The organism is Streptomyces sioyaensis (genome assembly GCF_004122735.1).
Classification (GTDB): Bacteria; Actinomycetota; Actinomycetes; order Streptomycetales; family Streptomycetaceae; genus Streptomyces; species Streptomyces sioyaensis.
Window position 1 is genome coordinate 38605 of record NZ_SDIF01000046.1, and the last position, 12227, is coordinate 50831.

A 12227-nucleotide genomic window follows, 5' to 3' on the forward strand; every position below is an offset into this window, starting at 1 on the left:
CCTAGAGATAGTCCTCCAGGCGCGCGACCGTGAAGCCCTGTTCCTGGATGTGGCGCAGCATGTTCGCCGTCATCTCCGTCATCGTGGTGCCCTTGAGTTCGGAGGGGCCGCGGAAGTGGGCCAGGATGATGTCGCCGGGGTGCAGCTTCTGGTCGGCGCGCTGGTACTGCATGTTCTTGATCTGCATGGACTCGCGCCACAGCACGATCGCCTGGGCGCCGCAGGCCTTCACGGCGGCGCGGGTGGCCTCGTTCCAGTTGCCGTAGGGCGGGCGGAAGAGGCGCGGCGCGGTGCCGTACCGGGCCTTGAGCTTGTCCTGCTGGCCGCAGATCTCGCGCTTCTGTGCCGCGGCGCCCAGGGCACGGAGGTTGGGGTGCGTCAGGGTGTGGTTGTGGATGCCGTTGCCCTGCTGCCGCAGCCGCTGGAAGTAACCGTAGTTGCCGTTGACGGCCGAGTCCGTGAGGAACATCGAGAAGGGGATCTTGAGCTCCTCCATCATCGTCACGAACTTCGGGTCCTTCTCGGCCCCGTCGTCGACGGTGATGAAGACGACCTTGTCCTTCACCGGGATGTCGCTGATCACGGGCACGTCGCCGTTCGCGCGCAGGGTCACCGGCTTGGTCTTCGGCGGCGCGGGCGGCGCGGCCAACGGCTCGATGCCCCACTTGCGGAACGCGGCAGCCGAGGCGGCGCCGGAGCCCGCCCCACCGCCGCCGGAACCAGCCCCGTCGCCCTCGGCCTCGGCATGTGAGCCGCCCCCGGGCGCGGGGGTCGTGGCCGAATTCCCCCTGTCCGCGGTGGGCGACTTCTCCGAAGCGGTCGAGCACCCCGATATGAGCCCGGGTATCAGCCCCGCCGCGAGCAATGCCACCGCGATCCGCCGCCACCGCGTGATGTTCGCGCCCACGCCAGCACCTCATGTCCGTACGCCGCTTGACTGCTTCGTCCTGATTGATGACGAACAGACGTACGAGGTTGCGTGGTGTGTTTCACGCCACGGGGAAGTCGACCGACGTCAGCGCGACGACCGTCATGAGTCCATACGAATCAACGACCCGCGAAGTACGGGGCTAGAGCACCGTCGCCCCCGCCGCCGGGGACCCCGCCACCCGCACCTGCCGGCACGTCCCCGACGCCAGCAGCTCCCGGGCGACCTGCCCGGCCGCCTCCGCATCCTTGGCCAGGAAGGCGGTCGTCGGCCCGGAGCCGGACACCAGCGCGGCCAGCGCACCGGCGGCAGTACCGGCTTCCAAGGTCGCCGACAACGACGGCCGCAGGGACAGCGCCGCAGGCTGCAGGTCGTTGGCCAGAGCCGCGGCCAGCGCCGTGGCGTCGCCGGACTCCAGCGCGGCCAGCAGCGCAGGTGCGGCCTCCGGCTCCGGCACGTCCGTCCCCGCCGTCAGCCGGTCGAACTCGCCGTAGACGGCCGGGGTGGAGAGCCCGCCGTCAGCCACTGCGAAGACCCAGTGGAAGGTGCCGCCGACGGGCAGCGGGGTCAGCAGCTCGCCCCGGCCGCGGCCCAGCGCCGCCCCGCCGACCAGGCTGAACGGCACGTCGCTGCCCAACTCGGCGCAGATGTCGAGGAGTTCGGAACGGGAGGCGCCCGTGGACCAGAGGGTGTCGCAGGCCAGCAGAGCACCGGCGGCGTCCGCGCTGCCGCCGGCCATGCCGCCCGCGACGGGGATGTCCTTGCGGATGTGGAGGTGGACGTTCGGCTCGATGCCGTGGCGGGCCGCGAGGAGTTCGGCGGCGCGGGCGGCCAGGTTGGTGCGGTCCAGCGGGATCCGGTCGACGTCGTGGCCCTCGGCGGTGATCCGGAGGGTGTCGGCGGGGGTGGCGGTGACCTCGTCGTAGAGGCCGACGGCGAGGAAGACGTTCGCCAGGTCGTGGAAGCCGTCCGGGCGGGCGGCGCCCACCGCCAGCTGGACGTTGACCTTGGCCGGCACCCGGACGGTGATCGAGGTGGTGGTGGTCATGCCTGCTCTCCCCCTGAGGTCTGCTCTCCCCGTGATGTCTGCTCAGCCGCTGTCTGCCGGATGCCGGGCTCCCCGCCCGGTCCCTTGTGCTCGGCGATCCGCGCGAACTCCTCGACGGTCAGGGCCTCCCCGCGGGCCTGCGGGGAGACGCCCGCGGCGACGAGTGCGGCCTCCGCCGCCGCGGCCGATCCGGCCCAGCCCGACAGCGCGGCCCGCAGCGTCTTGCGGCGCTGGGCGAAGGCCGCGTCGACGACGGCGAAGACCTCGTCGCGGCTCGCCGAGGTCTCGATCGGCTTCTCGCGGCGGACGAGGGAGACCAACCCCGAGTCGACGTTGGGGGCGGGCCAGAAGACGTTGCGGCCGATCGCGCCGGCCCGCTTGACCTCGGCGTACCAGGTGGCCTTGACCGACGGGACGCCGTAGACCTTGTTGCCGGGGCGGGCGGCGAGCCGGTCGGCGACCTCGGACTGGACCATGACCAGGGTGCGGTCGATGGAGGGGAACGTGGCGAGTATGTGCAGCAGCACCGGGACCGCGACGTTGTAGGGGAGGTTGGCGACCAGCGCGGTGGGCGCGGGGCCGGGGAGCTCGGTGACGTGCATCGCGTCGCTGTGCACCAGCGCAAAGCGGTCGGCGCGCTCGGGCATCCGGGCCGCGATGGTGCCCGGCAGCGCGGCCGCCAGCACCTCGTCGATCTCGACGGCGGTGACCCGGTCGGCGGCCTCCAGCAGCGCCAGGGTCAGCGAGCCGAGGCCGGGCCCGATCTCGACGACCACGTCGTCGGGCCGCACGCCCGCGGTCCGCACGATCCGGCGGACGGTGTTGGCGTCGATGACGAAGTTCTGGCCGCGCTGCTTGGTGGGGCGGACGCCCAGCGCGGCGGCCAGCTCGCGGATGTCGGCGGCGCCCAGCAGGGGACCGGAATCGTCGGTGGTGCTCTTGCTCATGCCACAGCCTCGGTGCGCTCGTTCACCCGTGAAGCTTACGGCCGCAGACCGGCCACGGGCTCGCCCCCCTTCTGATGTAGAGCTTCTTGGCTCGGTAGGTCTGTTCCTGGGGGGAGGCGTCCTGCGGACGTCCGCGGCCGCCGAGGGCCCGCCAGGTGCCGGCATCGAACTGGTAGAGCCCGCCGTAGGTGCCCGAGGCGTCGACGGCGTTCGGCCGCCCGCCCGTCTCGCACTGTGCCAGCGCGTGCCAGGCGAGATGGTCGGCGCCGCGGACGGAGGTGGGCAGCACCATGGTGCCGAGGTGCACGATCTGCGGGCGGGGGGCGTGCACGATCTCGCTGTGCAGCCGCTTCGGCTTCTGCCGGACGCCGTTGACGGTGCGCACCCGGTAGGTGACCCGCCGCACGCCGGGCCGTCCCTGCTGGACGACCGACCGGACGCCGCGGGCCAGACGGGGATCGGCCCGCAGGATCGTACGGAACGGGAGGCGCTGCTCGCGGACCTCCTTGGAGCCGGTGATCCGCAGCACGGAGATGGTCTGGCCCTCGCGCGGGAAGCTGTCCGGCGGCACCGAGGTGGTGTCCTGGTCGCGCAGCGCGAGTCCGGCCTCGGCGAGGGCCTCGCGGACGGTGGCGGCGTTGGTGCGGACCCGGTGTTCCCGGCCGTCGGCGACGATGATCACCGAGCGTTCGGTGCGGACCGCGAGTTCCATGCCGTGCTGCTCGATGCGCCGGGAGCGGTCGGCGGACAGCACGGCGCCCTCGGCGCGCACGCCGAGCTGGTGGAGCGCGCCGGCGACGGTGTCCGCGGTGGTCCACACCGTGCGGCGCTGCCCGTCGATGGTCAGGACGACCGGGCGGCCGTGGCGGACGACGATCTCGTCGCCGCTGCCGAGCGCGGTGCCGGGGGCGGGGGCGACGATGTCGTGGGCGCCGATGTCGAGATGCTCGTCGGCCAGCAGGTCGTCGACGTCGTCGGCGAAGGTGTGCAGGGTGCGCGGGGTGCCGTCGACGGTGAGCCGGACGGCCTTGTCGTGCGCGATGAAGGCGGTGGTGCCGCCGGCGAGGAAGGCGACGACCAGCGCTCTGGGCAGCAGCCGGCGCAGCGCGTCGGGGTGTTCGGCGCGACGTCTGCGACGGCCGCGCGCGACGCGGTGGCTGCTCTGCGAATGACTCACGGCGCGCTCCACATGCCCCGGCTGCGGTTGACGGCCGGAATGTAGCGGAGTGCCCGGTAACTCTCCAAAGTCGGACCAGTACGGATAGTGGTCGTTCCGGGGGGCTCCGGTTGCCGCGAGGGGGGCGTGGGCGCGGGGCGGGACCGTCGGCGGCCCGCCGCCGCGGGCCGCCGGCCGCTCAGTAGCCGAAGGCCCGCGCGGTGTTCGCCGCGACGGCGGTGGCCAGGGCGTCTTCCGTCATCCCCTTGACCTCCGCCATCGCCCGCAGGGTGACCGGAACGAGGTACGGGGCGTTGGGCCGCCCGCGGTAGGGCGCGGGGGTGAGGAAGGGGGCGTCGGTCTCGACGAGCACCAGCTCGGGCGGGGCGACGGCGAGGGCTTCCCGCAGCGCCCGGGCGTTTTTGAAGGTGACGTTGCCGGCGAAGGACATGAAGTAACCGGCCGCGGCGCAGATCTCGGCCATCGCGGCGTCACCGGAGTAGCAGTGGAAGACGACCCGTTCGGGGGCGCCCTCCTCGCGCAGGATCCGCAGCACGTCGTCGTGTGCCTCCCGGTCGTGGATGACCAGGGCCTTGCCGTGCCGCTTGGCGATCTCGATGTGGGCGCGGAAGGAGCGCTCCTGGGCGGCCATGCCGTCGGGACCCGTACGGAAGTAGTCCAGGCCGGTCTCGCCGACGCCCCTCACCTGCGGCAGCGCGGCCAGCTCGGCGATCCCGGCGAGCGCGGCGTCGAGCGCGGCGTCGCCACCGGCCTCCCGGGCGCCCTGCCGTGACCAGCCGTCCGGATCACCGAGCACGATCCTGGGCGCCTCGTTGGGGTGCAGCGCCACCGTCGCGTGCACGCTGTCGTACGCGGCCGCGGTCTCGGCGGCCCACCGCGAACCCGCCAGATCGCAGCCCACCTGGACGACGGTGGTCACCCCGACCGAGGCGGCCTTGGCGAGCGCCTCGTCGACGGTGCTCCCCTGCATGTCCAGGTGGGTGTGCGAATCCGCCACCGCCACCCGGAGTGGTTCGGGCAGCGGCGGCGGAGTGTCCTTGTCCTGCGGTGCCATGGCCGCGATCCTACGAGGGCCGCGGCGCGGGCCTCACTTGCGGTGGTGCTGGAAGGGGTGCAGCAGGTCGGAGAGGTGCCAGTGGTGGCGGCCGGTGCCCTCGGAGGTGCTGCCGCTGCCGCCGGCGTCCGCCGCGGGCGTCGGTTCCTTCCGCTTCTCGCTGCCGGGCTGACGCTGGTGCATGTTCGCGATCGCGTCGGAGACCATCGAGACCTGACCCGACCGCATGATGCGCACGACATCGCTGGCGCAGTTCAGGCAGGAGGGGTGGGTCAGCGGCGACGGGACCCGCTCGCCGTCGGCGTAGTAGACGACGTGCTGATCGCCCTTGCCGTCGACCTGATGGACTATTTCGTACGCCTGCTCCCAGCCATGGCCGCACCTCATGCAGGCGAAGGAGTACGCCTCGTGTGCGGCGGCCTCGGGCCTGGAGAGGGTGCGGTCTTCGCTGGTCGTGACGCCGGTGGCCTTCGCGATCTCACTCATGTGCGCTCCTCTTGTCCGCTGGACAAGGTCTTCGGGGAACCGTTCGCCCCTCACCCAGGGAACGCCTTTTCCGGCCACAGCGCAGTAGTGCTTCTATCGTATTGGCCCAGTTTTGGCCGGCGGCAGGAAAAACACCCGATCGCGCAGCCCGACCCTTTACCTTCGAGGCCAGTCATTTACCTTCTGATGAGTCGGTTTTCGCCGCGCTCTTCTCCGCGCTCTTCTCCGCGGTCTTTGCCGCGACCACCGCATCGAAGACCTCCCGCTTGGGCAGCCCGGCGTCCGCGGCGACCGCGGCGATCGCCTCCTTGCGGCGCTCCCCGGCCTCCTCGCGGACCCGCACCCGGCGGACCAGTTCCTCGGCGCCCAGCTCCGGCGGCCCGGCGTCCGGCGCCCCCTCGACGACGACCGTGATCTCGCCGCGTACCCCCTCCGCCGCCCAGGACGCGAGGTCGCCCAGGGGTCCGCGCTTGACCTCCTCGTACGTCTTGGTCAGCTCGCGGCAGACCGCGGCGCGCCGGTCCGCGCCGAAGATCTCGGCCATCGCGGCCAGGGTGTCGTCCAGGCGGTGCGGCGCCTCGAAGTAGACCAGCGTGCGCCGCTCGCCCTCGACCTCGCGCAGCCGGGAGCGCCGCTCCCCCGCCTTGCGCGGCAGGAACCCCTCGAAGCAGAAGCGGTCCACCGGCAGACCGGAGACGGCCAGGGCGGTGAGCACCGCGCTGGGGCCCGGTACGGCCGTGACCTTGATGTCGCGCTCGACGGCCGCGGCGACCAGCCGGTAGCCCGGGTCGGAGACGGAGGGCATCCCCGCGTCGGTGACCAGCAGCACCCGCGCCCCGCCGGCCAGCGCCTCGGCCAGTTCGGGCGTCCGGGCCGCTTCGTTGCCCTCGAAGTACGACACGATCCGCCCGGACGGCTGGACGTCCAGCGCCTGGGTCAGCCGGCGCAGCCGCCGGGTGTCCTCGGCGGCGATCACATCGGCGGCGGCCAGCTCGGTGGCGAGCCGCGGCGGCGCGTCCGCGATCTCGCCGATGGGCGTCCCTGCAAGTACCAGCGTTCCAGTCACCCGCCCATCCTCCCAGGACGGCGCCGCGCCCCGACCCGCCGGTTCGCACGGTGGCGCTCCCCGCAGGTCCACAGGCGGCTTCCCTACGATGGGCCGCGTGACGAGTGACACCACCGCGACCGACGCCGCCGCGCAGCACGCCCCGGAGCCGGCCGGACGGCCGCCCGTGTGGCGGCGGCGGCTGCGCCGCTTCGGGTACCCCGCCCGCCCGCAGGCCGATGTCCGGGCGCGGCTGGTGCCCCCCTTCCCCGAGCCGAGCGGCCGCCTGTGGGCGGTGTTCGGCGCGGGTCCGGACGCGGCGGCCCGGCTGGCGCGCTGGTCGGGCTGGGCCGGTCCGCTGCTGGTGGCGCTGTTCGCCGGGGTGCTGCGGTTCTGGAACCTGGGCAGCCCGCGGAAGGTGATATTCGACGAGACGTACTACCCCAAGGACGCCTGGTCGCTGCTGCAGTACGGCTACGAGGGCACCTGGGCCAAGAACGCCAATGACGCGCTGGTCGCGCATCCGCCGCAACTGCTGCTCTCGCCCGAGCACTCGTACGTCGTCCATCCGCCGATGGGCAAGTGGCTGATCGCGCTGGGCGAGTGGGCCTTCGGGATGAACCCCTTCGGCTGGCGGTTCATGGTGGCGCTGCTCGGCACGCTGTCGGTGCTGCTGGTCTGCCGGATCGGCCGGCGGCTGCTGCGGTCGACGGCGCTGGGCTGTCTGGCCGGAACCCTGCTGGCGGTCGACGGGCTGCACTTCGTCATGAGCCGCACCGCCCTCCTCGACCTGATCGTGATGTTCTGGGTGGTGGCCGCGTTCGGCTGCCTGCTGGTGGACCGGGACCGCACCCGGGCCCGGCTGGCGGCGGCGCTGCCGCTCGCCGGTGAAGCCGGGGACGGAGCGGGCCCGGCCCGCCCGGACGACGCGGTCGGTGACCGGCTGCGGCTGGGGTGGCGGCCGTGGCGGATCGCGGCGGGGCTGTGTCTGGGCCTGTCCGCCGCGACGAAGTGGAACGGTCTGTACTACCTCGCCGCGTTCGCCCTGATGTCGGTGCTGTGGGATGTCGCGGCCCGCCGTACGGCCGGTGCCCGCCGCCCCTTCCGGTCGGTGCTGCGCCGCGACGTGCTGCCCGCGTTCGGGTCCACGGTCGTCCTCGCCCTCGCCACCTATCTCGCGTCCTGGTCCGGCTGGATCGCCACCAAGGGCGGCTACTACCGCGACTGGGCGACCACCCCGGAGGGCCGTACCGGCGCCTGGACCTGGCTGCCGGACTGGCTGCGCAGCCTGTGGCACTACCAGACCGAGGTCTACGCCTTCCACACCGGACTGACCACCCCGCACACCTATCAGTCCAACCCGTGGAGCTGGCTGGTCCTGGGCCGCCCGGTCTCGTACTTCTACGAGGACCCCAAGGCCGGCCAGGACGGCTGCACGGCGGCCGAGGGCTGCGCCCGCGAGGTGCTGGCGCTGGGCACCCCCCTGCTGTGGTGGGCCGCCTGCTTCGCGCTGCTCTACGTGCTCTACCGCTGGCTGTTCAAGCGGGACTGGCGGGCCGGGGCGATCGCCTGCGGGGTCGCGGCCGGCTATCTGCCGTGGTTCCTCTACCAGGAACGGACCATCTTCCTCTTCTACGCGGTGGTGTTCGTCCCGTTCCTGTGTCTGGCGCTGGCGATGATGATCGGCGCGCTCATCGGGCCTCCGGGCTCAACGGAGCGGCGCCGCACGGCCGGCGCGGTGGGCGCCGGTGTCCTGGTCCTCCTCATCGTGTGGAATTTCATCTACTTCTATCCGCTCTACACGGGTATGCCGATCCCCAAAAGCGCCTGGCACCACCGGATGTGGTTCGACACCTGGGTGTGAACCGGCTTATTCGACAGTTCTGTCACAGGCTTACAACAGTGCGTCACCGGACCGTGCCCGGATCGAGACTCACGGTTTCCCCGTGTCCCTTAGAGTGCGAGGCACGTTCTTGTGTGCGTATTCAAGGACGACGCTTCGGAGGGAATGGGTGGCATGCGCCGTGAGGTGATGTACGGGCTGATCGGCGGATCGGTGGCCCTGGTCGCGGGAGTTGTGGGCGGCCTGACGCTGTTCGGCTCGGACGACTCGTCTTCGCGCGAGGTCAAGTCGGCGGATGCCAAGTCGGGTGACAAGGGGACCAAGGTGCCGACCGGCCCCCTGTCGGCCAAGGAAGTGCAGACGGCGTCCCGGCAGTTCCTGTCCGCCTGGCAGTCCGGCGACACCGCCAAGGCGGCCGGGCTGACGGACAGTCCGGAGACCTGCAAGAGCGCGATGGAGGCCTTCCGCAAGCAGGCGAAGTTCTCCAAGATGACCGTGACGCCCGGCACACCGGACGGCGAGAAGGTGCCGTACACCGTCTCTACGCAGATCGACTACAAGGGCACCAAAGCGGCCTACTCGTACCGCACGTCCGCGACCGTGCAGCGGGACACCACCACCGGGAAGCCGCAGGTCGCCTGGCGGCCGACGGTGCTGCACCCGGGCCTGGCCAAGGGCGACCAGCTGCGGACCGGCGAGGCCGAGGCGCCGCCGATCAAGGCCGTGGACCGCCATGGCGCCGTGCTGACCCCGCAGGCGCATCCGGCGCTCGCCGGGGTGCTGGACAGCCTGCGCGACAAGTACGGCGACAAGACCGACGGCAAGCCCGGCGTGGAGCTGTTCATCCAGCGCGCCAAGAGCGCCAAGCCCGCCGACCAGCTGCCCGACAAGACGCTGAAGGTGCTCTCCAAGGGGACGCCGGGCACGCTCAAGACCACTCTGGACGCCGCCATGCAGTCGGCGGCCGAGCGGGCGGTCAAGGGCAAGAAGTCCGCCTCCGCGGCCGCGGTCAAGCCCAGCACCGGCGAGATCCTGGCGATCGCCAACGCCCCGGAAAAGGGCTTCAACATGGCCACCCAGGGGTCGCTGGCCCCCGGCTCGACGATGAAGATCGTGACCTCGGCGCTGCTCATGGACAAGGGCCTGACCTCGCCCGGCAAGCAGAACCCGTGTCCCAAGTACGTGACCGTCGGCGGCTGGAAGTTCCAGAACCTCGACAAGTCCGAGATCAAGCACGGCACCTTCGCGCAGAGCTTCGCCGCGTCCTGCAACAACGCCTTCATCTCGCACGCCAAGGACCTCAAGGACGACGACCTGACCAACGAGGCCCGGGACGTCTTCGGCATCGGTCTGAACTGGCAGACCGGCATCCCCACCTTCGACGGCGCGGTGCCGGTGCAGCACGACGCCCAGATGGCGGCCTCGCTGATCGGTCAGGGCGGGGTGCGGATGAACCCGCTCAATGTGGCCTCGCTCGCCGCGACGGTCCGGGCCGGCTCCTTCCACCAGCCGTACATCGTCGCGCCGTCGCTGGACAACCGGACGCTCGCCAAGGCCTCCCGCACGATGAAGCCGTCCACCCTCAGCGGTCTGAAGTCGCTGATGAAGCTGACCGCGACCTCCGGGACGGCCGCCCAGGCGATGGCCGGGGTCAGCGGTGACATCGGCGCCAAGACCGGATCCGCCGAGGTCGACAACCAGAAGAAGCCCAACGCCTGGTTCACCGCCTACCGCGACGACCTCGCGGCGGCGGCCGTCGTCCCGGCGAGCGGCCACGGCGGCTCCAACGCGGGCCCGCTGGTCCGCGCGATGCTCACCGCCGGCTGAGGCAGCGGGGGCACGGCCGCGTGCCCCTCGTCTCATCGGTCAAAAGAAGGTCGCATGGCCCGTACAGCTTTCGCTAGCGTGCGGGCCATGAGCGATTCCACGTCCGACACCCCCCGGGAGACCGCCACCCCCTCACCGGCTCACCCCCGATTCGCCGCGGCCCTCGCCGAACTCGGCCTGACCGTCGAGGTCCGCCGCTTCCCCGAGGCCACCCGCACCGCCGCCGAGGCCGCCGCGGCCGTCGGCTGCGAGCTCGCACAGATCGTCAAGTCGCTGATCTTCACTGCGGACAGTGAGGCGGTGCTGGTCCTCATGGACGGCTCCGCACGCGTCGACGTGGAACGCCTGCGCGCGGAACTCGGCGCCGGCACGGTCGGCCGCGCCGATGCCGATCTCGTCCGCGCCGCCACCGGCTACGCCATCGGCGGCGTACCGCCCTTCGGACACCTCACCCGCACCCGCGTCCTCGCCGACCGCGGGCTGCTCGCGCACGACACGGTCTGGGCCGCCGCCGGCACCCCGTACACCGTCTTCCCGCTCGACCCCGCTTCCCTGATCGAGTACGCCCAGGGCCGTGTCGTGGACGTGCGCGAGCGCACCTCGTGACGCCGCTCGTCGTCGCGGCCGTCCTGCTGGCCGCCGTCACCCACGCCAGCTGGAACGCCCTCGCCCACGGCATCCGCGATCAGCTGCTGGCCTTCACCCTGGTCGGCGGCGGCGGTGCGCTCTGCGGGCTCGCCATGACGGCCGTCACCCCGCTCCCCGCCGCCGGCGCCTGGCCCTACCTCCTGGCCTCCGCCGTGCTGCACATCGTCTACCAGGCCCTGCTCATGCAGTCGTTCCGCCTGGGCGAGTTCGGCCAGATGTACCCCATCGCCCGGGGCACCGCGCCGCTGGTCGTCACCGTCCTGGCAGCCGTCTTCGTCCATGAGGTCCCCGACGGCTGGGCACTGGCCGGCGTGGCACTGGCCTCCGCGGGTCTGGTCGGCGTCGCCCTGTGGGGCATCCGCGGCTCCGGCACGCGCCCCCACTGGCCGGCGATCATCGCCGCGCTCGCCACCGGCCTGGCCATCGCCTCGTACACCACCGTCGACGGCCTGGGCGTCCGCGCCTCCGGCAGCTCCCTCGGCTACATCGCATGGCTGATGCTCCTCGAAGGCATCGTGATCCCCGCCTACGCGCTGGCCACCCGCCGCCGCCAACTCCTCACCGAGCTGCGCCCCGTCGCACTGCGCGGGCTGGCCGGCGGGGTGCTCTCCGTCTTCGCCTACGGCTTGGTCCTGTGGGCCCAGACCCGCGCCCCACTCGCCCCCATCGCCGCACTGCGCGAGTCCTCCATCATCGTCGGCGCCGCGATCGGTGCGGTCTTCTTCCGTGAGCGGTTCGGCGGGCCGCGGATCGCGGCAGCGGGGTTGATGGTGATAGGGATCGGCCTCATGTTGACGTGAAGCCTGGCGGCCCGGCGGACGTATTCGGCTTCGGCGCCATTTTGCCTGGCGGCCCGGCGGACGTATTCGGCTGCGGCGCCATTTTGCCTGGCGGCCCGGCGGACGTACTCGGCTGCGGCGCCGTGCGATTCGCCTTCGGCGGGGTGGGGTGGTTGGGCGGGGGCCGCTGGCTGTGTGTGGTGGGTGCCGGTGGCGGGCCTCCGGGGGTGGGTGTTCGGACTGCTTCGCTTTACGTCCGAACACCCACCCCCTCCGGCCCACCACCTCCCGTCCGGGAAAGCGACCCCCGTCCGGTGGGGGATCTGTCAAAACCAGAAGCTCGGCCCTGTTCTACTCGGGCCGAGCTTCTGGTCTTTGTCTTTCTTCTGCACTCCCACCGGACGGGGGTCGCCTTCCCGGACGGGAGGTGGTGGGCCGGAGGGGG

Annotated in this window: 11 protein-coding genes; 4 read left to right on the forward strand and 7 right to left on the reverse strand. The window is 72.0% G+C overall.

Annotated elements, in window-relative coordinates; translation table 11 throughout:
- Position 1: 1 nt before the first annotated feature.
- The 7 genes from EST54_RS17665 to rsmI form a co-directional block, all read right to left on the reverse strand.
- Positions 2-907 (reverse strand): polysaccharide deacetylase family protein, encoded by a 906-nt coding sequence (locus tag EST54_RS17665; RefSeq protein WP_129248601.1) that lies wholly within the window; start codon positions 905-907, stop codon positions 2-4.
- Between the two features lie 163 nt (positions 908-1070).
- A complete protein-coding gene (locus EST54_RS17670; RefSeq protein WP_129248602.1) occupies positions 1071-1976 on the reverse strand; it encodes a 4-(cytidine 5'-diphospho)-2-C-methyl-D-erythritol kinase in 906 nt (301 codons plus the stop codon).
- Positions 1973-2923, reverse strand: coding sequence for a 16S rRNA (adenine(1518)-N(6)/adenine(1519)-N(6))-dimethyltransferase RsmA (gene rsmA / locus EST54_RS17675; RefSeq protein WP_129248603.1), 951 nt, complete (start codon positions 2921-2923; stop codon positions 1973-1975). Before rsmA ends, EST54_RS17670 begins: the two co-directional genes overlap by 4 nt.
- A 22-nt stretch (positions 2924-2945) precedes the next feature.
- A complete protein-coding gene (locus tag EST54_RS17680; protein WP_129248604.1) occupies positions 2946-4100 on the reverse strand; it encodes a resuscitation-promoting factor in 1155 nt (384 codons plus the stop codon).
- A gap of 178 nt (positions 4101-4278) precedes the next feature.
- Positions 4279-5154 (reverse strand): TatD family hydrolase, encoded by an 876-nt coding sequence (locus tag EST54_RS17685; RefSeq protein WP_129248605.1) that lies wholly within the window; start codon positions 5152-5154, stop codon positions 4279-4281.
- Between the two features lie 33 nt (positions 5155-5187).
- The gene (locus tag EST54_RS17690) at positions 5188-5640 is read right to left on the reverse strand and encodes a hypothetical protein (RefSeq protein ID WP_129248606.1); all 453 of its coding nucleotides are present in this window, start codon (positions 5638-5640) and stop codon (positions 5188-5190) included.
- 172 nt (positions 5641-5812) lie between these two features.
- Positions 5813-6706 (reverse strand): 16S rRNA (cytidine(1402)-2'-O)-methyltransferase, encoded by an 894-nt coding sequence (rsmI, locus tag EST54_RS17695; RefSeq protein ID WP_129248607.1) that lies wholly within the window; start codon positions 6704-6706, stop codon positions 5813-5815.
- A gap of 88 nt (positions 6707-6794) precedes the next feature.
- Between rsmI and EST54_RS17700 the strand changes: the two genes are divergently transcribed.
- The 4 genes from EST54_RS17700 (at position 6795) to EST54_RS17715 (ending at position 11803) form a co-directional block, all read left to right on the forward strand.
- On the forward strand, positions 6795-8549 hold the full coding sequence (locus EST54_RS17700; protein ID WP_129248608.1) for a dolichyl-phosphate-mannose--protein mannosyltransferase: 1755 nt from the start codon (positions 6795-6797) through the stop codon (positions 8547-8549).
- A 153-nt stretch (positions 8550-8702) separates the two neighbouring features.
- Positions 8703-10355, forward strand: a complete 1653-nt coding sequence (locus tag EST54_RS17705) for a penicillin-binding transpeptidase domain-containing protein (RefSeq protein ID WP_129248609.1) — start codon at positions 8703-8705, stop codon at positions 10353-10355.
- Positions 10356-10442: 87 nt separating this feature from the next.
- Positions 10443-10961: a YbaK/EbsC family protein gene (locus tag EST54_RS17710; protein ID WP_239013232.1), complete on the forward strand. Its 519-nt coding sequence runs from the start codon at positions 10443-10445 to the stop codon at positions 10959-10961.
- A complete protein-coding gene (locus tag EST54_RS17715; protein WP_129248611.1) occupies positions 10958-11803 on the forward strand; it encodes a DMT family transporter in 846 nt (281 codons plus the stop codon). The genes EST54_RS17710 and EST54_RS17715 overlap by 4 nt, the downstream gene beginning before the upstream one ends.
- Positions 11804-12227 lie beyond the last annotated feature (424 nt).